A 19928-nucleotide genomic window follows, 5' to 3' on the forward strand; every position below is an offset into this window, starting at 1 on the left:
TACACCCTATGTTGTTTTGTAACTTAAAAGCGAGGAATGCTGACAGTTTATTACATTATACCCTTGATGTATATCAAGAATTGAGTGTATTTCGGAACAAATACATGAAAAACACTTGCAATTTATTGTTATAAGCAATACCTTTGCAACGTGTTTTTCATAGTATTAGATTTAAGGTTAACAAGGTTGGAGTACAGCGGTACTCCTTTTTTTATGTCCTTACGTCTCGTGCGGCGCTTTTATGAAGTTCACAAATCTTGATTTTCTTCATGTGGATTGGTGTGTTTTGGATTACTTCTTCTTCAGCTACAATATAATAAACCCAAAACGGTCATTAGTCCGTTCAATGTATAATTTTAATAACTGCTTGCAGTCTTTTGCTTTTTATAAGGCGTCTTTTGCTTGTTTTTAATTCGCAATAGCTCGCTATTACTCATTAAAAGCCAAACAAAATCCACTCTTCTAAAAAAGCAAAATACAAGCAAGCCCTAATGACCGATTTGGGATAAAGTAACAAGGGCTAAAATATTGCCATGCAATATCCTAACCCTTGTATTGTCGGGATTACTGGACTCGAACCAGCGACCCCGTCGTCCCGAACGACGTGCGCTACCAACTGCGCTAAATCCCGTTTATTAAAGTGATGCAAAGGTAGTGCATTTTTTGATAATAGCGAAATTTTTCGGGATAAAATTTTGGAAGTACGAAAAAAAAGCGTACCTTTGCACTCGCAATCGAGAAATGGTTGAGATTTTTATTAAGACAATGGTGCCATAGCTCAGTTGGTAGAGCAAAGGACTGAAAATCCTTGTGTCCCCGGTTCGATTCCTGGTGGTACCACAGTTCACGAAGAGAGTTGCCTAATATGGTGACTCTTTTTTTATGCCGCCATCTCATAGTTGGTAAAGCAAAGGACGTCTCGATGGATTATTTATGGTGATTGATATGTCTTGAAACTTGTTTTGCTTTGTCTCCCGGTTCGATTTTGATATATAACCTCATTTTTCCAAAAAACCGTCAACCATCTGGTTGTGGGTGTGGAAGTCGTTGATATACAGGTGCTTCCGCCTTTATTTGTGCTCTGAAACCATCTGGTAATTGTCTGGATGGTTGGAGAATAAGGGGAAGGAATCGTATGGAAGTGGATGGCTTGCCTTACTACTGTCTGGTAAGACTTTTGCATGCAATATAAATTATGGCTTACATTTCTCTGGTTGCTTTTGCTTTGCCGACAACAAAGCCACAACCATGGGCAAGGATCGTAAAACTGCAATAAATGGGCAGCATGCTTGCCCATGTGGGGCAAGCAGCTTTCTCACTTGGGGCAAGCACCTTGCCCCAAGTGGGCACGGGGGGTGCCCAAAACTGTGCCCAAAGTTTCCATGGAAAGAAACGTTCGTTAAGGAGATGCTAAATACTGATTTTCTCTGCAAATGTGCGGTGAAAGATTCTGAACTATTGCCCCGTGCCGCGATTTTTTATCGCACATAGGTTTGGCGTTATTCAATAAATTCATAATTTTGCAGTTGAAACAAAAAGGAGACGAAAATCATGAGAGTGCTAATCGTAAACACCAGTGAGAATGTGGGCGGAGCCGCCGTGGCGGCAAACAGGCTCATGGACGCACTGAACAACAACGGCATAAAGACAAAGATGCTGGTGAGAGACAAGGCCACGGACAATATCACCGTGGCGCAGCTTGACAAGTCGTGGCGTCAGAGATGGAACTTCCTCTGGGAACGCTTCGTCATCTTCTGCCACCTGCGCTTCAAACGCGACAACCTCTTCCAGATAGACATCGCCAACGCCGGCACCGACATCACCCGGACACGGGAATTCCGCGAGGCAGATGTAATACACCTGAGCTGGGTGAACCAGGGCATGCTCTCCATCGGAGGCATAAAGAAGATCCTGGCAAGCAAGAAACCGGTGGTGTGGACGATGCACGACCTGTGGCCGGCTTCGTCGATATGCCATTACGCCCGCAACTGCCACCGCTATGAGAGCAGGTGCGGCAACTGTCCGCTGCTGCCCGGCGGCGGATCCAGGAACGACCTTTCTGCCAAGGTGTGGCGCCGCAAGCGTCAGGCCCTCGGCACCAACAGCATACTCTTCGTCACCTGCAGCCGCTGGCTCGCCGACAAGGCTAAGAAGAGCGGACTGCTCAGCGGCCAGAAGTTGATGAGCATCCCCAATCCCATCGACACCCACGTGTTCTGTCGGGAAGACCAGGAGAAGGCACGCATCTATGCCGGACTGCCAGCCGACAAGCGTCTGATACTCTTCGTGTCGCAGCGCGTCACCGACCAGCGCAAGGGAATGGACTATTTCATCACCGCCATGAACAAGATGGTGGAGCAGCATCCCGAGATGCGCCAGAACACCGGCATCGCCATCCTCGGCGGACAGGCAGAGGAACTCGCCGGGAAGCTGCCGTTGCCGTCGTATCCGCTGGGCTACGTGAGCGACGAGAAGAAGATAGCGAGCGTATACAATTCAGTGGATATGTTCGTGCTGCCGTCGCTCGAAGACAACCTGCCCAACACCATCATGGAGGCAATGGCATGCGGAGTGCCGTGTGTGGGATTCAACACCGGCGGCATCCCTGAGATGATAGACCATCTGAAAAACGGCTACGTGGCAGAATACAAGAGCGTTGACGACCTGGCCAAAGGCATGCATTGGGTGATGTGTGAGGCCGACCGCGAGGCGCTCGCCGCCGAGGCGCTGCGAAAGGTGAACACCTGCTATTCGCAGTATTCTGTGGCAATGAAATACATCGAGGCTTATAATGAGGCATTGGCCCTAAAACGCTATAAACTATGATAAAGATTACTCTGATCACCGTTACATACAATGCCGAGAAGCTCTTGCAGCCCACTCTCGACAGCGTGTTCCGGCAGAATTATGCCGCTCTGGAGCATATCGTCATCGACGGAGCTTCTACCGATGACACCGCCGTAGTGGCAAAAGACTATATGGAACGCTCGTTCGCCTCTGACAATGGTCATGAAGTGAGATTGCTCGTGGAGCCTGACAATGGCATCTACGACGCCATGAACAAGGGACTGCAGATGGCAACCGGCGACTATGTGTGCTTTCTGAATGCCGGCGACTCGCTGCCTGCCGACGATACCATCGCCGAACTCGTGGCAAACACGGGAGTGGACAGCTATGTGGCTGCCGATGGGGGAGAGGACGCACTGCCTGCCGTGCTCTATGGCAATACTGACATCGTGGACGGGAACCGCCAGTTTCTTGCCCACCGCCGGCTGTCGCCTCCAGAGAAGCTTACGTGGCGGTCGTTCCGCCACGGCATGCTCGTATGCCATCAGGCGTTTTACGCCCGCACCGACATCGCCAAGCGCACGCCCTTCAATCTGATGTATCGCTATTCGGCAGACTTCGACTGGTGTATAAGGATAATGAAACAGGCTGAGGACAAGAACCTGCCGCTCGCCAACAGTGGCATCGTGCTCGCCGATTATCTGAAAGAAGGCACCACCACACGCCATCACAAGGCGTCGCTCGGTGAGCGTTTCAAGATAATGGCGACATATTACGGTCTTTTAACCACTTATCTGCTCCACGCCTGGTTTGTGGTGAGGGCTGTGGTGAAGCGTTGACGTTTTTTATATCCTTTAGGTATTAATAACTAAAAATATTTCTCATTTATCTGACTAAAGGCTACATTTGCAGCGTGAACAGTGGATTGTTGCACGATGTCGCTGCCGTGGATACGGTGGCGGGTGGCAATAAGATTCCTGTTTCGTATCTTAACTTAATAATATAAACTAAAAAGGAGACAAAAGAAATGAGAAAATCAATTATCGCAGCTGTCGTGATGGCGGCTTTGAGCTTTTCGGTAAGCGCCAGCGCCCAGACCGTATGCCAGAAGAAGTGTGACGGCAAGACACAGTGTGACAAGGCAAAGAAGGAATGCAAGAAAGACGGCAAGAAGGACTGCAAGATGCAGTGTGACAAGGCAAAGAAGTGTGACAAGGCTGCCACCTGCTGCAAGGCGAAGACTAATGGCGTAAGTTCTGCCGCCATGAAGGATCCCAAGATGGCTTCCTGCTGCAAGGTGAAATGCGACAAGAAGAGCGCTACTTGCGACAAGAAATGCAAGACTGCCGCTAAGAAGTGTGACAAGAAGAAGTAATGATAAATTCCAAGCGGCCGCAGGCAGTTATAAATAACTGCATAATGACCGTTGGGGGATGAATATCTCACGATGAGGGCTATCGGTTTCCGCCGGTAGCCCTTGTTGTTTTTTTGAGGGTGTCATTCCGATTGTCCATGTCGGGCCCAAGGCGGTCTGATGACCGGTTGGAGTAGGATGATGCCGTGGCAAAGTGTGCAGGTTGACGCCAATAAGAAAGGCCACCAGGAATATTCCTGATAGCCTTTTCCTTGCCTGTGTTGTTTATACAGTTTCGCTATGGTTCGATAGTGTGTGAGCACCCTCGTTATGAGTATCTCAGGATCTGTCCCGGCTTCACGCGCATGTTCTTGCTGATGTGGTTGAGCTTGCAGATCTTGTCGATTGTGGTGCCGCGCTTCCTGGCGATGGCAGCGAGCGTCTCGCCCTTTGCCACTTTGTGGTAGCGCACGTCGCCACTCTCCACATTGTCTCCGATGTTGTTCGAGTTGTTGTCGTTTGCGGCAGCCAGATCGTCGTTCTTGCCGCGCTGACGTGTGGCAGCCAGCGACTCCCTGTTGTAAGACTCCTTGCGGAAGAGGTATGTGTCGCCAGTCACGTCCTGGTTGCGGAAGTCGAACATCAATGCTGGGTTGAGAGCCACTCCGCAGAGACGGGTCTCGAAGTGCAGGTGAGAACCGGTGCTTCGTCCGGTGTTGCCGCCCAGTCCGATAGGGTCTCCGGCACGTACCTGCTCGTTTTCTGCCACGAGATGCTTCGACATGTGTCCGTAGATGGTCTCCAGACCGTTGTTGTGGCGTATCACAACGTAGTTGCCGTATCCGTTTGCCTCATATCTCACGATGCGCACCTTTCCGTCGAATGCCGCACGGATGGTGTCGCCGATATATACCTTGATGTCGAGACCCTTGTGCATGCGTCCCCAACGGCTTCCGAAGTTGGAAGTGATGATTCTGCTGGATGTAGGCATGCAGAAATGTTTCAGGTTTATGCTGAAAGAGTCTGGAAGTTCTGTGGCGCGGTGTGCGTATCTGTTGTTCCAGTCTTTGTATAGCTGAGCTGAAGGAGCTCCAGCCTGTTCTCTTTGTATGAGTTCGCGAAGTGCGAGAGTGTCAACTGCTTTAAGTTTCTTGTCTACTGGTGCCTGGCGTGCCAAGAGGTCTTGTGCTGCTGCTGGTACTGTGGCCAGAGCCATGACTGCCGTTAATGCCAGTGTCTTGATTGTCTTTTTGAATTGCATAAAATAAATATTTTATAATGCAACGGTATGTCTTCCTGTCTGTCGCATTATGTTTGTGTAAGACTAATCATGATGACGGACTGTCAATCGCGCGTTCGTCATTGTGATTAAATTTTCGCTGCAAAGGTAGTAAAAAAATTTTAAAGTTGCTTGTCAGTTAACAGTTTTTAGGTCGTCGTTAACATATAGGCATGTTGTATAACAACTTATAAATGAGCACTGTTAAGCTCATTGTGTCGTCTCCTGCCCCTCTTTTCCCATCACAGTCTGTGATGTCGCCGGTCATGATATCGCTGCCCAGTTCACGTTGGTCTTTCTCAGTGCGGCAAGGCGTTGCCAGAGCATGCTGTTTTCCGTTTTGTTGCATTCCGGGTCCTGCTCTATTATCTTCTGTGCCTCCTCCCTTGCCATCTGCACTATCTGTCCGTCTCTCGCTATGTCGGCAATCTTCAGGTCGAAAGCCATTCCGCTCTGCTGGGTGCCCTCCAGGTCGCCGGGGCCGCGCAGTTTCAGGTCGGCTTCGGCAATGAGGAATCCGTCGTTGGTGTCACACATGATGTCGATGCGTTTGCGCGTCTCGTTGGTCAGTTGAGGCTTCGTCACGAGGATGCAGTACGACTGGCTCGCCCCTCTGCCCACACGGCCCCGCAGCTGGTGCAGCTGCGACAGTCCGAAGCGTTCGGCGTTGAGAATCACCATCACCGAAGCGTTCGGCACGTTGACGCCCACCTCTATCACCGTTGTGGCGACGAGAATCTGCGTCTCTCCGTTAACAAACTTTTGCATCTCCTCGTCCTTCTCAGCCGGTTTCATCTTGCCGTGCACCTTGCTGAGGCGGAATTCCGGGAACACCTCCTTCAGTATTTCAAACCCCTCCTCAAGGTTCTGTATGTCGAGCTTCTCGCTCTCCTTGATGAGCGGAAACACGATATACACCTGTCTGCCCTCTTTTATCTGCTGTCTGATGCCAGAGTACAGACTTGTGGTCTGGTTGTTGTATTTGTGTATCGTCACTATCGGTTTCCTTCCCGGCGGCAGCTGGTCGATAACGCTCACGTCGAGGTCGCCGTATATTGTCATTGCGAGGGTTCGCGGTATCGGTGTGGCGGTCATCACGAGCACATGGGGAGGGTTCTGGCTTTTGCTCCATAGCCTTGCCCTCTGTGCCACTCCGAAGCGGTGTTGCTCGTCCACCACCACGAGTCCCAGTTTGCTGAACTGCACCGTGTCTTCAATCACGGCGTGTGTTCCCACGAGGATGTCCACGCTGCCGCTGGCGAGTCCGCCGAGCACGGACTTGCGCCGTTTGCCCTTCACGATGCCGGTGAGCAGTTCCACCCTTATGTCCATGTCGCCCAGAAACTCGCGTATCGTGGCGAGATGCTGTTCGGCGAGAATTTCCGTCGGTGCCATTATGCAAGCCTGGTATCCGTTGTCGAGAGCTATCAGCATTGTCATCAGTGCCACGAGAGTCTTTCCGCTGCCCACGTCGCCCTGCAGCAGCCTGTTCATCTGCCGTCCGCTGCCCAGGTCGCTCCTTATCTCCCTCATCACCCTTTTCTGGGCGTCGGTGAGTGAGAATGGCAGATGGTCGGAATAGAAGCTGTTGAATATCTCGCCGATGCGCGGGAAGGCATATCCGCGGTATTTCTTCTTTTGGTCGGAGGCATAGCGCAGGATGTTGAGCTGCACGTAGAACAGCTCTTCAAACTTCAGTCTGAAGCGTGCGCTCTGCAGTTCTTCGGCGGTCTTCGGATAGTGTACGTGGCGCAGTGCCGTGTCCCTTTCCACCAGACGCAGTCTGTTGGCGATAAACGGCGGCAGTGTCTCCGGCAGCGGCTGGTTCATCTTTTCGAGCATCGCCTTCGTGATTTTCTCTATCGACCTCGATGTCAGTCCCGCCTTCTTCATCTTCTCCGTGGTGATATAGTAGGGCTGCATTCCCATCTGTGAGAGCTGCAGGTCTTCCGCCTTGTCGATGTCGGGATGTGCAAACTGGTATCTGCCGCCATAGAGAGTAGGTTTGCCGAATACGATATACTCCGTGTTCACCTTGAATTGCTGCGTGGCATATTTGATGCCGGAAAACCATACTATGTCCGCTATCCCCGTTCCGTCGGTGAAGTGGGCCACGAGGCGCTTCTTGCGCGGTCCGCTGCCAAACTCCTCGAAACCGAGAATCCGTCCCTTCACCTGCACGAAGGGCATGTCGCTGCGTAGTTCGTTGATGGTGTATATGCGGCTGCGGTCCACGTATTTGTATGGGTAATACTCCAGAAGGTCGGATATCTTCGAGATACCCAACTCCTTCTGCAGCATGTCCCTCTTCTTCGGTCCCACGCCCGGCAGATATTGTATGTCCTGGTTCAGTATGTCAAGCACTTGTGATGTTCTGTTGTGATAGGTTGAATTGGCTGTTTGTCGGCTTCACTCCCCCAGATTGGTCATCTGGAGTTGCCTGAAGTCTGTTGCTTCAGAATGATGGACTCCTGTTGCAGTATCACCTCCGCCACAGCCATGTCGAAAGGTCTTGTAATCTTGATGTTCTCCTGGTTGCCCTCCACGAGCGCCACCTCATGGCCGAGGTGTTCCACCACAGAGGCATCATCGGTGAAAGCCTCGGAATAGTCCTGTGCATAAGCCTCCTTCAGCAGTCTGATGCCGAATGCCTGCGGAGTCTGCACGATGCGGTATTCGCTTCTCGGCACCGTCTCCGACGGTGTTTCTCCGCCATCCTGAGAAGTGGCGGCGGTTGTCGTGGCGTCAGAAGCATTCTGCTTGTCGCTCTTCAGGAGATGTCTGAGGGTGTCCACCACAGGCACCACCGGTACGGCAGCCCCCATCTCCGCAGCTTTCGCGTATGTGCGGTGTATGGTGTCGGCAGATACGAATGGGCGCACTCCGTCATGCACCCCCACCGTTCCGCAGGCATCGTCGGGGATACAGCCGAGTCCGTTTTTCACGGAGTGGAAGCGCGTCTCTCCGCCGTCGGCAATCACAATCGGTTCGCAGAACGAATGCCGTTCGCACAACTCCTTCCAATACTCCTGCTGATGTTTGGGCAATACGAGGATGATGCGCATGCGGTCGTTGAAGTTCCTGAACCTGCGTATCGTGTGCATGAGCACAGGCAGTCCGCCTACAGGCAGGAACTGCTTTGGAACGTCAGCCCCCATGCGCATCCCCTTGCCGCCGGCAACGATTATCACATAGTCGTGATTCTCCATCATGCGGCGCTTATTTGTTTTCCATGAGATGCAGATACATCATTCCCTCAGCCACGCTCTCTGCTGTCTGCTTCGTGGTGAGCATTTCGAGCAGCGTGTAGGCATAGGGGAATGTTGCGGCAGGACCTTCGCCTGTCACCACATTGCCGTCAACGGTGCACAGTTCATGGGTATATTCCGCTCCGTCGAGATATTTCTCGAATCCGGGGTAGCATGTGGCACGTCTGCCTTTCACGATGCCCAGGCTTCCGAACACCATCGGTGCGGCACAGATGGCAGCAACGAGTTTCCCCTTCTCATACTGGCTGAGCACGGCATTGCGCACACCCTCGTGGTCGTTGAGGTTTGTGGCGCCTGGCAGTCCTCCGGGCAGCATCAGCAGGTCGGCATCCTCCAGCTTGGCGTCCTCGAATTTGAGGTCGGCCTTCACGGTCACGCCGTGTGCCATCTCTACTAACTCTGAGCCTGTGATGCTCACTGTCTTTATCTCCACTCCGCCGCGGCGGAAAACGTCAACGGGAATCAGGGCTTCTATTTCCTCTGAACCGTTGGCAAGAAACATATACGCTTTTGCCATAATCTTTTGTTGTTTAATTATTCTATTGATAGACCGTTTGTCTTTCTTGATGTATCGCTGGAATATGTCGGTAGTAGCCGTCTTGTCGTCTTTTTCCTGCGTGTCGCGCTTCAGCTTGTATTCTCGTGCCATAATTCTTTAATTTGCAAGTGATACCAATCCTGACTTTTCCAAGGGGAAGTGACAGGCTTCCTTGTATGCCTGTAGCCTTTGTCAGCTTCGGGGCCTTACTTTAGGCACTGGAGATACGCCTCGATAGTGTTCTTCAGTCCGATGTAGAGGGCATCGCAGATGATGGCGTGTCCGATGCTCACCTCGTCGGTCCATGGAATCATCCTGTGGAAGTAGGCAAGGTTCACCAGGCTGAGGTCGTGGCCGGCGTTCAGACCCAGTCCCAAATCGCGGGCAGCCACGGCAGCGTCGATAAACGGCTTGATGGCCTCCTCCCTGTTTTCGGCATATCCCGATGCGTAAGATTCGGTGTAGAGCTCCACTCTGTCGGTTCCACACTCCTTGGCTCCCCTCACCATTTCGGCAGAAGGGTCCACGAAGATGCTCGTTCTGATGCCGGCCTCCTTGAATCTTCCTATCACGTCGGTAAGAAACGCCTTGTTCTCTATCGTGTTCCATCCGTGGTTGCTCGTCAGCTGGGCGTCACCGTCGGGAACGAGCGTCACCTGTGTCGGCATCACCTCAAGCACGAGGTCGATATATCTGTCAATAGGATTTCCTTCGATGTTGAATTCCGTAGTGATGAGCGGTTTTATCTCCCTCACGTCTTGATAGCGGATGTGTCTTTCGTCAGGTCTTGGATGTACGGTTATGCCCTGGGCGCCAAACAACTGGCAGTCAATGGCGGCCTGCTCCACGTCGGGATTGTTGCCGCCTCTGGCGTTGCGCAGGGTGGCTATCTTGTTTATGTTTACACTTAATTTTGTCATGTCTCTTCAATTTGTTAATATCACAGTGCCCGAAATTCGGTAGAAAACCGTATATTTGCAGACACTTTCAAGCGCAAAGTTACGAAAACATTTGCAATGGAGGCTTATTAATTCGTCAGAAAGATAAAAAACTCCCAATTATGTCGTTGAGAAAACTCAGATTTGCCATTTTCGGCAATATTTACCAGGCCAGGAAGTCGGCGGACATACAGCGCTTGCTGTTGTCGCTCAATGAACGGATGGCGCAGGTGAGCATGGAGAGAAGTTTCTACGATTTCCTCTGCTCGTCCCACGGTTTGCCGCTGCATGGCGTCATCGTGTTTGAAGGAAACGACTTTGATGCCGACTTCGTGATATCCATGGGAGGCGACGGCACATTGCTGCGGTCGGCATACAGCGTGGGCAGCCGCAGCATTCCCATTATCGGCGTGAACATGGGGCGCCTGGGATTCCTCGCCGGTGTCGGCGTTGACGATTTCGACAGTGTGCTCGACAGCATATACGCCGACAGCTATATGGTAGACAGTCTTGCCATGGTGAAGGTGGAGAGCGATGGCGCCAACGGCGACGAGCGGATTTCGGAATGCGCCCTCAACGAGATTGCCATACTGAAACGCGACAATGCTTCGATGATTTCCATCCGTGCCAGCATCAACGGCGAATATATCGTAACGTTCCATGCCGACGGACTGATAGTGAGCACGCCGACGGGATCGACAGCCTATTCCCTGTCAAACGGCGGACCGATAATCGTGCCGCACACCGGAATATTGTGTCTCACTCCCGTTGCGCCGCATAGTCTCAACATGCGTCCTATCGTCGTTGCCGACGACTCTGTGATAACCCTTGAGGTGGAGAGCAGGAACCATAACTATCTCGTCGCCGCCGACGGACGTTCCATCAAATGTGGCGAGGGACAGACGCTCACCATACGCCGTTCCCCCTACGACGCACATATCGTGAAGCCCAAGGATTCTACATATTTCTCCACGCTGCGTGCCAAGATGATGTGGGGCGCCGACATGAGGATGAAGAACGAGTAAGCCAATGAGATATTTGAGAAAATTCCTGAAGATACCCAAGAGCCGGTATTCAGCCAGACAGATAATAGGATGGCTGTGGAGGGCATGGCGCGGCAACCGTCTGCAGGCGTCGCTCAATGCCATCCTCGGACTCGTCGATGTGGCGATAAGTCTGCTGTCGGTGTGGGCGGTGAAACACGCCATCGACGTGGCGTCGCATGCCGTGGAGGGTTCTTTGTATTGGGCGGTGGCAATCATGGCATTGCTCATCCTCGGCGGATTTGCCGTGAATATCGCTTCGATATGGGTGAAGAACATATTGGGAATAAAGGCACAGAACAGGATGCAGCAGCGTCTGCTCGCCCGCATCCTGCGCTCCGAATGGCATGGCAAGGAGAAATGGCACAGCGGCGACGTGCTGAACCGCCTGGAATTCGACGTCAGCAACGTGGTGGGGTTCCTCACCGAAACGCTGCCAAGCACTCTCTCCGTGCTCGCCCTCTTTCTGGGTTCCTTCTTCTATCTCTTCTCCATGGATCCCGTGCTGGCTCTGGTCATCATTGCCATGCTGCCGGTGTTCATCCTCTCGAGCAAGGCGTATATGGGCCACATGCGCAAACTGACACGCCAGGTGCGTAACTGCGACAGCAAGGTGCAGAGCGTGTTGCAGGAAACGATACAGCACCGCATGCTGATAAAGACCCTTGAGAAAGACGACGAGATGGTGGGCAGACTGGAGAACATGCAGGGAGAACTGAGACATAACGTGGTGAGACGCACCAGATTCTCGGTGTTCTCAAACCTCATACTCAATACAGGTTTCGCCATCGGATATCTCGTGGCATTCCTGTGGAGCGCCCTGCGGATGTATCACGGCACACTCACCTTCGGCGGAATGACAGCATTCCTCCAGCTCGTGTCCAAGATACAGGGGCCGGCACGCAACCTCACCAAGCTCGTGCCGGCATTCGTCTCCGTGTTCACTGCTGCGGAGCGACTGATGGAACTTGAAGAGAACCCTCTCGAAGAACAGGGCGACCCCGTGTCGATGGCGATGACGGGTGGTGTGGGAGTGAGGTTCGATGATGCCTCCTTTGCCTACGCCGACGACAGCAGGGATGTGATAGACCATCTCTCGTTTGATTTCCGTCCAAACACCTGCACCGCCATACTCGGAGAGACGGGAGCCGGAAAGACCACAATGGTGAGACTAATCCTCGCCCTGATACAGCCCACCAGCGGCCATGTATACATATATAATAAGGAAAGAGAGCAAGACATCTCGCCTCTCACACGCTGCAACCTCATCTACGTGCCACAAGGCAATACGTTGCTCAGCGGCACCATCCGTGACAATCTGCGCATGGGACGGTTCGACGCCACCGACGAGGAGATGATGCAGGCCCTCGACAAGGCATGTGCCGGTTTCGTGAGAGACATCCCCGGAGGGCTCGATGCCAGCTGCAGCGAGGCGGGCGGCGGACTGAGCGAGGGACAGGCTCAGCGCATCTCCATAGCCAGGGCATTGCTCAGGGAGGGAAGCGTGATGATATTCGATGAGGCTACGAGCGCTCTCGACCCGGAAACGGAAAGGCAGCTCCTCGCCAACCTGCTCCAGGAACGCCGGCAGACCATCATATTCATCACCCACCGCCCGGCAGTGGTGGACTATTGCGACCAGGTGTTGAGGATATGATGGACATCCGACGAACCGCTATGGCGCCTGACGACCACATCGCAAGTGTAAAAGAGAGTATAACATCAAAAAGAGAAAACGATATGAAAATAAAGAAACTATTCATCTTCGTGGCGATATTCCTCGCCGCAGTGGTCTCGTCGCAGGCTCAGAATGCGCCGGACCAGACAAAAGACCTCGACTCGCTCTATGCGCAGAAACTGTTGAAGCCCGGAACGGTGGCTCCCGATTTCATCCTTCCGATGATGAACAACTACAAGGTGCAGCTCTCCGAATTCAAGGGCAAATATGTGCTGCTTGACTTCTGGGCAACGTGGTGTCCGGACTGCCGCAAGGACGTACCTGCCGTGAAGGAACTCTACGACAAGTATGGCTCAAAGGTGGAGTTCATCGGTGTGTCGTTCGACGTAGACCACAACCGCTGGACAAAATATGTTGTAGACAACGGGATGAAATGGCGACAGGTCAGCGAACTGAAGAAGATGCGCGATGCCGAAATCTCCAAGGCATACGGAGTGGAGTGGATTCCGTCGATGACGCTCATCGGTCCCGACGGCAAGGTGGTGCTCTCCACGGTAGTGCTGGAGAGAATGGCAAAGGCACTCGCCGACATAGCGAAATAATCCCACACCATTTTCCGCAAGTCTTTCGGCTTGCGAACTTGTTGACTCGTCAAGACAAATCTCTTTGTCAACTTGTTTACTTGTCAACTCGTCAACTTTATAAAAATAAAACTCAAGACATACAGATATGCCAGAATCAAATTTCGTAGACTACGTGAAGATATACTGCCGCTCCGGTAAGGGCGGCAAGGGATCTATGCACCTCCGCCACGTGAAGTATCAGCCCAACGGCGGTCCCGACGGCGGCGACGGCGGTAAGGGCGGAAGCATCATCCTGCGTGGAAACCATAACTACTGGACCTTGCTCCATCTGAAATACCAGCGCCACATCAAGGCGGAACACGGCGGCAACGGCGGTAGAGACAAATGCCATGGCACCGACGGCAAGGACGTATATATAGACGTGCCTTGCGGTACTGTGGTATACGACGCCGAGACAGGAAAGTTCATCTGCGACGTCATGCACGACGGACAGGAAGTGGTGCTCCTCAAGGGAGGCCGCGGCGGACTCGGCAACTATCAGTTCCGTACCGCCACCAACCAGGCTCCGCGCTATGCCCAGCCGGGAGAGCCGATGCAGGAGATGACGGTCATAATGGAGCTTAAGCTCCTTGCCGACGTCGGTCTCGTCGGGTTCCCCAATGCCGGCAAGAGCACGCTGCTCTCCGCCGTGTCGAGTGCCCGGCCCAAGATTGCCAACTATCCCTTCACCACCCTCGAACCGTCGCTCGGCATCGTGGGCTATCATGACAACAAGTCGTTCGTCATGGCAGACATCCCTGGAATCATAGAGGGAGCGAGCGAGGGCAAAGGTCTCGGACTCCGTTTCCTGCGCCACATCGAGCGCAACTCCCTGTTGCTCTTCATGGTGCCGGGTGATACCGACGACATAAAGAAGGAATACGAGATACTGCTCAACGAGCTTACCAACTTCAATCCCGAAATGCTCGACAAGCATCGCGTGCTTGCCGTGACAAAATGCGACCTGCTCGACGATGAACTCATTGAGATGCTCAAGGAGACGCTGCCGTCAGACCTCCCCGTGGTATTCATCTCGTCGGTGTCTGGAATGGGAATCTCCGAACTGAAGGATGTGCTGTGGAAGGAACTCAACAGCGAGAGCAACAAACTCGCTGATATAATGGCTGAGGACACCCTCGTGCATCGCGACAAAGATCTCAACACCCTGCCCGAAGAACTGCGCAAGGAGGGAGAAGACGAAGTGGTGTTCCTCGACGAGGATGATATCGAGGATGTGGAAGACCTCGACGACTTCGAATATGATATGGAGGACGAGGACTGATGCAGAAACCACAACTCCATTATTACGATCTCAACGACAATGTGGTGGCGTTCAGCTCCACACGTCATGGAGGATACAGCACCGGCAGCCACGGTGAGTTCAACATCAACGAGCATTGTGGCGACGATGCCTCTGCCATAGCCCGAAACCGTCAGATTCTCTGTGAGGAGCTTGGCGTCGCCGACGCTAATGTCATTGTGCCACACCAGACGCATGGTGTGGAGGTGAGACAGATTGCTGCCGACTTCCTCGCCCTCCCGCTTCCGGTAAGGAAGATGATTCTGGATGGCGTGGATGCAGTGATGACAAATCTGGAGAACGTATGCGTCGGTGTGTCTACAGCCGACTGCATCCCCATTCTCCTTTCCGACTCCAGACATGGTGCCGTGTGTGCCGTGCATGCAGGATGGCGGGGCACTCTTTCGCGTGTCGTGATGAGAGCCGTGGCGGAGATGCGTCTTGCCTACGACACCAATCCCGCAGACCTCAAGGCTGTGATAGGTCCCGGCATCTCCTTTGATGCCTTTGAAGTGGGCGACGAGGTGTATGAACAGTTCGTGGCGGCAAACTTCGACATGCAGGGCATCAGTCGCCGGATGAAGATGAACGGCAGTGAGGAATACAAATGGCACATCGACCTCGTGGAATGCAACCGCCAGCAGCTGCAGCAATGCGGACTTGCCGCCGGCAATATACAGTCGTGTGGCATCTGCACATATTCCAATACCGACGATTATTTCTCTGCCCGTAAGCTCGGCATCGACTCCGGCAGGATATACTCGGCAGTGATGAGAAAATAAAACATCTCGTCAACCCGTAAACTTGTCAACTCGTCAACTGATATAACAACAAAGCCTCAAAGCTTGAATGCTTTGAGGCTTTATTATAGGGGGATGATGTGATTTAGAGATTGTCGATCACGGTGCAGATGTCACCGAAGATGCGGTCGAGCGCTCCCAGTCCGTTGATGTGGTGATGGATGTTCTCATTCTTATACCATTCGATGAGAGGAGCGGTCTGGTTGTGGTAAACGTCGAGGCGCTTCTTTATCGTCTCCTCGTTGTCGTCAGAGCGTCCGCTCTCCTTGCCGCGCTTCACGAGGCGCACCATCAGTTCGTTCTCCGGAACGTCGAGCTCTATCATTGCGGCAATTTTGTGTCCACGCTCGTCGAGCATCTTCTTCAGAGCTTCTGCCTGTGGGATAGTGCGAGGGAATCCGTCGAATATCACTCCCTCATGCTCCTTGCCGAAAGAGTCGTATACGCTGGCGAGAATGTTTACCATCAGCTCGTCAGGAATGAGCTGACCCTTGTCGATGTAAGCCTTGGCAGTCTTGCCCAGCTCAGTTTCGTTTTTGATTTCATTGCGGAGCACGTCACCAGTAGAGATGTGTCCCAGTCCGTACTTCCTGATAAGGAGATCGCTTTGTGTGCCCTTTCCTGATCCGGGCGCACCGAAAATAACAATATTCTTCATGTGTTTTGTTGATATGTAATTTATTGCTTATTCCTTTACTACGTAAATGTCTCTCAGGTTTCGTCCCAGTCCGTCGTAGTCAAGCCCATATCCAACTATGAAGTCGTTTGGAATCTCCATGGCGATATATTCGATGTCGAGATTCCTCTTCAGGTTGTCAGGTTTGAGCAGCAGCGTGCAGATGTGTATCTCTGCCGGTTTGAACTCCTTCAGATATTCTATCATCTTCTCCATGGTAAGACCCGAGTCCACGATGTCTTCCACGATGACCACCGTGCGTCCCTCGATATCCTCGTTGAGACCCACGAGTTTCTTCACTTTTCCTGTAGATTCTGTGCCCTGATACGATGTCATCTTCACGAACGAAATCTCGCTCTCTATGGTGAGCATCCTCATCAGGTCGGCGGCAAAAATGAACGATCCGTTCAAGACTCCGAGCAGCAGAGGCTTCTTTCCTTTCAGGTCGTTGCTGATCCTGTCTGCCACGGTTTTCACTCGGCGCATTATCTCCTCCTCGGGTATCAATGTCTCGAAGGTTTTGTCTTTGATATCTATAGTTGCCATAAGAATTATATTGTTTTTGCGCACAAAAGTAATAAAATTATTCAAACAATAAGTCAATCTATCCAATTAATTAGTATTTTTGCAGATATGAAGATTCTTACAGGCACACAGATACGTGAGCTCGACAAATATACGATAGAACACGAGCCGATAAAATCCATCGATCTGATGGAGCGCGCGGCAAAGGCATTGACGCGCGCCATAACGAGAGTATGGGACGACAACACCAGCGTGGTGGTCTTTGCCGGACCCGGCAACAATGGTGGCGATGCGCTTGCCGTGGCACGCATGATGGGAGAGCAGGGCTACAGCGTGAAGGTCTACCTCTTCAATGTGTCAGGCACCCTCTCCGCTGACTGCAGCGCCAACAAGGAGCGTCTTGCCGGAGCCGCCGGCGTTACCTTCATTGAGGTGACCAACGAGTTCGACCCGCCGGAGCTGCCGGCATCGGTGCTTGTCATCGACGGACTCTTCGGTTCGGGACTCAGCAAACCCCTAAGCGGCGGTTTCGCCTCGCTGGTGAAATACATCAACCAGTCGGAATGCCGGGTGGTGAGCATCGACATCCCGTCGGGCCTCATGACCGAAGACAACTCCTACAACACGCGCACCAACATCATACGCGCCGACTACACCTTCACCCTGCAGCAGATGAAGCTGGCGTTCCTCTTTCCTGAGAACCAGCGCTATCTGGGCCGCCTCGGTGTGCTCGACATCCGTCTCTGCGCCGAAGGCATAGAGAAGGCAGACGCCAAATACGAAATTGTGGACGAGAGCTTCGTCCGCACGCTGCTCCGTCCGCGTGGCGACTTCTGGCACAAAGGTGATGCCGGCACCTCGCTCATCGTTGCCGGCAGCTATGGCATGGCAGGAGCTGCAATCCTTGCTTCCAGAGCCTGCTTCCGTTCCGGAGCGGGCAAGGTGATAACCCACGTTCCGGCACGCAACAACGACATCATGCAGATTGCCGTGCCGGAGGCCATCGTCAGCCGCGATGCCGACGACAACCTGTTCACCGAACCCGTTGCCGACGACAGTTTCGACGCCATGGGCATCGGTCCGGGCATCGGCACCGACGAGGTGACAGCCACGGCATTCATCTCGCAGCTGCGCCGTGCGCAGGTGCCTACGGTGGTAGATGCCGACGGTCTCAATATCCTGGCTTCCCACAGGGCATGGTTCCAGAGAATCCCCGTGGGCACCATCCTCACACCGCATCCTCTGGAGTTTGAACGACTCGCCGGAGTGCGTTTCAACGATGGTTTCGAACAGCTCTCCAAGGCTGTCGAGATGGCGCAGACCATGCAGATATACATCATACTGAAAGGTCATTATTCAGCCCTCTGCATGCCCGACGGCAAGGTGATGTTCAATTCCACAGGCAATTCCGGAATGGCGACGGCAGGCAGCGGCGACGTGCTCACCGGTGTGCTCACCGCACTCCTCGCACGAGGCTACAACCAGAAAGACGCCTGCCTGATAGGCACATACGTGCATGGTCTTGCCGGCGACCTGGCGGCAGAAGAGCTGGGAGTGGAGAGCGTTACTGCCGGCGACATCGTGAGGTTCCTGCCAAAGGCTTTCAAACGCCTCGACGACTGATGGCGACACGGTAGTGACCATGGGGCAGGGCTGCTCCCTGTCCGACTTTAGAAAATCCATAATCCAAAACGAAACGACATAAAGAATTGATATGAAGAAATATATGAAATACAGGAATGTGATGAAGGGATTTGTGGCTGCCGTGGCAGTCACCCTTCTCGGTGCTCCACAGAATGCCGCGGCGCAGGACGACGTGCGCACGGTGGACGGTGCATCCTATTATCTGCCGAAGACGGAGCTTCGCTTCTCGCTCCTTGTCGAGAAGGCCACCTTTACTCCCGGCGACCTCGCTCCCTATGCCTCACGTTATCTGAGGCGCGACGATGTGAGTATGGAGCCGTCAACACAATACCGCATCGTGGGCATGCAGCTCTCGCAGAAAGCTGTGCCCGACACCACGAAATTCTTCACGGCGAAAATCGACGGCAAGCACAGTATCCGCACTCTCTCGCGTGATGAGAACGGGGTGCTGCTGGCGGTGAATGCCGAACCGAGGGAGGCGAAGACCCGCAAACCTTTCGTGGCGGCGCCGAAACCGGCTCCGGTGAACCCTCGCGACTATATGACCCAGGAAATCCTCAGCGCTGCCAACAAGGTGAAGATGGCGGAGCTTTGTGTGCAGGAGATATACGACATCCGCGAGAACAAGAGTCTGCTCAACAAAGGACAAGCAGACTTCATGCCGAAGGACGGTGAGCAGCTCCGTCTGATGATAGACAATCTGAACGCTCAGGAGAATGCCCTGCTGCAGCTCTTCGAGGGCACTACCGACCGTGACACAACGGAGGTGGAGGTGGCATTCGTGCCCACCCGTGAGGTGGAGAAGCAGCTGCTGTTCCGCTTCTCTAAGTATTTCGGACTGACGGATGCCGACGACCTCAGCGGCAAACCTTATTATATTAAGGTGGAAGACCTTCACAGTTCGCCCACTCTCAACGGCAGTATGGCTGACCCCAAGAAAGACAAGGACAACATCGGCATCTGCGTGAACCTGCCGGGTAAGATACGTGCCACGGTGTTCAGTGCCGACCGTGCTTTGGGAGCCTTCGAGCTGTATGCTCCGCAGTTTGGCACCACCGAGTCGTTGAGCGGTGAGATGTTCAGCAAGAAGTTCACCTCCCACCTCGTGCTCAATCCCGTCACGGGAAGTATCGAGAGCCTTGAGACAGAACCGCTGAAATGATATTCCGCCATACGATGGCAATGATATAGATTGATAGTATATGCCTTTAACCGATTCTCCTTTATCCGGTTAAAGGCATTTTTTTCACCACGGGATGACAATGTATGTGAGGATATAGTGGTCATCAGCCTGCGGCGATGTCCACTGGTCTAAAATAAAACACGGATATCACCGAGCACCACGGATCAATCATCACGGATTATTTTAGACCTTTTTAGTTTTGGATTAAATCTTGGATTTCCGTGGATTTGCGAGTGCTTGTGGCACTCCCTTTTTCTGGTAGGCATCAGTAATGACTGTAGTTGCCCGTCC

At 52.9% G+C, this 19928-nt stretch carries 16 protein-coding genes, 2 tRNA genes and 1 pseudogene; 11 read left to right on the forward strand and 8 right to left on the reverse strand.

Annotated elements, in window-relative coordinates; all coding sequences use genetic code 11:
• Positions 1 to 558 precede the first annotated feature (558 nt).
• Positions 559 to 631 (reverse strand) — tRNA-Pro (locus tag ACDC99_RS11905).
• A 136-nt stretch (positions 632 to 767) separates the two neighbouring features.
• Here ACDC99_RS11905 and ACDC99_RS11910 point away from each other — a divergent pair.
• The 4 genes from ACDC99_RS11910 (at position 768) to ACDC99_RS11925 (ending at position 4162) form a co-directional block, all read left to right on the forward strand.
• Positions 768 to 840 (forward strand) — tRNA-Phe (locus ACDC99_RS11910).
• A 711-nt stretch (positions 841 to 1551) separates the two neighbouring features.
• Positions 1552 to 2826, forward strand: a complete 1275-nt coding sequence (locus ACDC99_RS11915; RefSeq protein WP_042518195.1) for a glycosyltransferase family 4 protein — start codon at positions 1552 to 1554, stop codon at positions 2824 to 2826.
• A complete protein-coding gene (locus tag ACDC99_RS11920) occupies positions 2823 to 3626 on the forward strand; it encodes a glycosyltransferase family 2 protein (protein ID WP_042518196.1) in 804 nt (267 codons plus the stop codon). Before ACDC99_RS11915 ends, ACDC99_RS11920 begins: the two co-directional genes overlap by 4 nt.
• 188 nt (positions 3627 to 3814) lie before the next feature.
• The gene (locus ACDC99_RS11925) at positions 3815 to 4162 is read left to right on the forward strand and encodes a hypothetical protein (protein WP_044071977.1); all 348 of its coding nucleotides are present in this window, start codon (positions 3815 to 3817) and stop codon (positions 4160 to 4162) included.
• Between the two features lie 307 nt (positions 4163 to 4469).
• On the opposite strand, the gene ACDC99_RS11930 is transcribed toward ACDC99_RS11925, so the two are convergent.
• From ACDC99_RS11930 to ACDC99_RS11950, 5 genes and pseudogenes are all read right to left on the reverse strand, one after another.
• The gene (locus tag ACDC99_RS11930) at positions 4470 to 5402 is read right to left on the reverse strand and encodes a peptidoglycan DD-metalloendopeptidase family protein (protein WP_022315627.1); all 933 of its coding nucleotides are present in this window, start codon (positions 5400 to 5402) and stop codon (positions 4470 to 4472) included.
• 282 nt (positions 5403 to 5684) lie between these two features.
• Positions 5685 to 7790: pseudogene (recG, locus tag ACDC99_RS11935) on the reverse strand (ATP-dependent DNA helicase RecG); the annotation flags it as partial.
• 56 nt (positions 7791 to 7846) lie between these two features.
• Positions 7847 to 8632, reverse strand: coding sequence for a 2-C-methyl-D-erythritol 4-phosphate cytidylyltransferase (gene ispD / locus ACDC99_RS11940; RefSeq protein ID WP_370756816.1), 786 nt, complete (start codon positions 8630 to 8632; stop codon positions 7847 to 7849).
• 7 nt (positions 8633 to 8639) lie between these two features.
• Positions 8640 to 9206: a DJ-1 family glyoxalase III gene (locus tag ACDC99_RS11945; RefSeq protein ID WP_044064525.1), complete on the reverse strand. Its 567-nt coding sequence runs from the start codon at positions 9204 to 9206 to the stop codon at positions 8640 to 8642.
• Between the two features lie 227 nt (positions 9207 to 9433).
• Positions 9434 to 10147 (reverse strand): pyridoxine 5'-phosphate synthase, encoded by a 714-nt coding sequence (locus ACDC99_RS11950; RefSeq protein WP_370756817.1) that lies wholly within the window; start codon positions 10145 to 10147, stop codon positions 9434 to 9436.
• A 140-nt stretch (positions 10148 to 10287) separates the two neighbouring features.
• On the opposite strand from ACDC99_RS11950, the gene ACDC99_RS11955 reads away from it, so the two are divergent.
• The 5 genes from ACDC99_RS11955 (at position 10288) to pgeF (ending at position 15591) form a co-directional block, all read left to right on the forward strand.
• Entirely contained in the window at positions 10288 to 11190 is a 903-nt protein-coding gene (locus ACDC99_RS11955) for an NAD kinase (RefSeq protein WP_370756818.1), read from the forward strand.
• A gap of 4 nt (positions 11191 to 11194) precedes the next feature.
• The gene (locus tag ACDC99_RS11960) at positions 11195 to 12865 is read left to right on the forward strand and encodes an ABC transporter ATP-binding protein (RefSeq protein ID WP_370756819.1); all 1671 of its coding nucleotides are present in this window, start codon (positions 11195 to 11197) and stop codon (positions 12863 to 12865) included.
• Positions 12866 to 12948: 83 nt separating this feature from the next.
• On the forward strand, positions 12949 to 13488 hold the full coding sequence (locus ACDC99_RS11965) for a peroxiredoxin family protein (protein ID WP_042518269.1): 540 nt from the start codon (positions 12949 to 12951) through the stop codon (positions 13486 to 13488).
• A gap of 127 nt (positions 13489 to 13615) precedes the next feature.
• Positions 13616 to 14791: a GTPase ObgE gene (obgE, locus tag ACDC99_RS11970; RefSeq protein ID WP_022315618.1), complete on the forward strand. Its 1176-nt coding sequence runs from the start codon at positions 13616 to 13618 to the stop codon at positions 14789 to 14791.
• Positions 14791 to 15591, forward strand: a complete 801-nt coding sequence (gene pgeF / locus ACDC99_RS11975; protein WP_370756821.1) for a peptidoglycan editing factor PgeF — start codon at positions 14791 to 14793, stop codon at positions 15589 to 15591. Before obgE ends, pgeF begins: the two co-directional genes overlap by 1 nt.
• A gap of 103 nt (positions 15592 to 15694) precedes the next feature.
• Here pgeF and ACDC99_RS11980 read toward each other — a convergent pair whose 3' ends face one another.
• Together ACDC99_RS11980 and hpt are read right to left on the reverse strand one after the other, a co-directional pair.
• Positions 15695 to 16267 carry an adenylate kinase gene (locus ACDC99_RS11980; protein WP_022315616.1) on the reverse strand — a complete coding sequence of 191 codons (573 nt, stop codon included), beginning with the start codon at positions 16265 to 16267 and terminating at the stop codon, positions 15695 to 15697.
• Positions 16268 to 16294: 27 nt separating this feature from the next.
• Positions 16295 to 16831: a hypoxanthine phosphoribosyltransferase gene (gene hpt, locus ACDC99_RS11985; protein ID WP_022315615.1), complete on the reverse strand. Its 537-nt coding sequence runs from the start codon at positions 16829 to 16831 to the stop codon at positions 16295 to 16297.
• An 87-nt stretch (positions 16832 to 16918) separates the two neighbouring features.
• On the opposite strand from hpt, the gene ACDC99_RS11990 reads away from it, so the two are divergent.
• Both ACDC99_RS11990 and ACDC99_RS11995 read left to right on the forward strand, forming a co-directional pair.
• The gene (locus ACDC99_RS11990; RefSeq protein ID WP_320874976.1) at positions 16919 to 18433 is read left to right on the forward strand and encodes an NAD(P)H-hydrate dehydratase; all 1515 of its coding nucleotides are present in this window, start codon (positions 16919 to 16921) and stop codon (positions 18431 to 18433) included.
• Positions 18434 to 18524: 91 nt separating this feature from the next.
• On the forward strand, positions 18525 to 19616 hold the full coding sequence (locus tag ACDC99_RS11995; RefSeq protein ID WP_370756823.1) for a DUF4831 family protein: 1092 nt from the start codon (positions 18525 to 18527) through the stop codon (positions 19614 to 19616).
• The last annotated feature ends 312 nt before the right edge of the window (positions 19617 to 19928 follow it).

This window comes from Prevotella pectinovora, assembly GCF_041323955.1.
GTDB lineage: Bacteria > Bacteroidota > Bacteroidia > Bacteroidales > Bacteroidaceae > Prevotella > Prevotella pectinovora.

Excerpts from the sequence above, each read along its gene's own strand:
- ACDC99_RS11915 (WP_042518195.1), top strand. The coding sequence starts at position 1,552 with ATGAGAGTGCTAATCGTAAACACCAGTGAGAATGTGGGCGGAGCCGCC.
- ACDC99_RS11920 (WP_042518196.1), top strand. The coding sequence starts at position 2,823 with ATGATAAAGATTACTCTGATCACCGTTACATACAATGCCGAGAAGCTC.
- ACDC99_RS11930 (WP_022315627.1), bottom strand. The coding sequence starts at position 5,402 with ATGCAATTCAAAAAGACAATCAAGACACTGGCATTAACGGCAGTCATG.
- ACDC99_RS11945 (WP_044064525.1), bottom strand. The coding sequence starts at position 9,206 with ATGGCAAAAGCGTATATGTTTCTTGCCAACGGTTCAGAGGAAATAGAA.
- pgeF (WP_370756821.1), top strand. The coding sequence starts at position 14,791 with ATGCAGAAACCACAACTCCATTATTACGATCTCAACGACAATGTGGTG.
- ACDC99_RS11950 (WP_370756817.1), bottom strand. The coding sequence starts at position 10,147 with ATGACAAAATTAAGTGTAAACATAAACAAGATAGCCACCCTGCGCAAC.
- ACDC99_RS11955 (WP_370756818.1), top strand. The coding sequence starts at position 10,288 with ATGTCGTTGAGAAAACTCAGATTTGCCATTTTCGGCAATATTTACCAG.
- ACDC99_RS11965 (WP_042518269.1), top strand. The coding sequence starts at position 12,949 with ATGAAAATAAAGAAACTATTCATCTTCGTGGCGATATTCCTCGCCGCA.
- ACDC99_RS11925 (WP_044071977.1), top strand. The coding sequence starts at position 3,815 with ATGAGAAAATCAATTATCGCAGCTGTCGTGATGGCGGCTTTGAGCTTT.
- obgE (WP_022315618.1), top strand. The coding sequence starts at position 13,616 with ATGCCAGAATCAAATTTCGTAGACTACGTGAAGATATACTGCCGCTCC.
- ACDC99_RS11990 (WP_320874976.1), top strand. The coding sequence starts at position 16,919 with ATGAAGATTCTTACAGGCACACAGATACGTGAGCTCGACAAATATACG.
- ACDC99_RS11960 (WP_370756819.1), top strand. The coding sequence starts at position 11,195 with ATGAGATATTTGAGAAAATTCCTGAAGATACCCAAGAGCCGGTATTCA.
- ispD (WP_370756816.1), bottom strand. The coding sequence starts at position 8,632 with ATGATGGAGAATCACGACTATGTGATAATCGTTGCCGGCGGCAAGGGG.
- ACDC99_RS11980 (WP_022315616.1), bottom strand. The coding sequence starts at position 16,267 with ATGAAGAATATTGTTATTTTCGGTGCGCCCGGATCAGGAAAGGGCACA.
- hpt (WP_022315615.1), bottom strand. The coding sequence starts at position 16,831 with ATGGCAACTATAGATATCAAAGACAAAACCTTCGAGACATTGATACCC.
- ACDC99_RS11995 (WP_370756823.1), top strand. The coding sequence starts at position 18,525 with ATGAAGAAATATATGAAATACAGGAATGTGATGAAGGGATTTGTGGCT.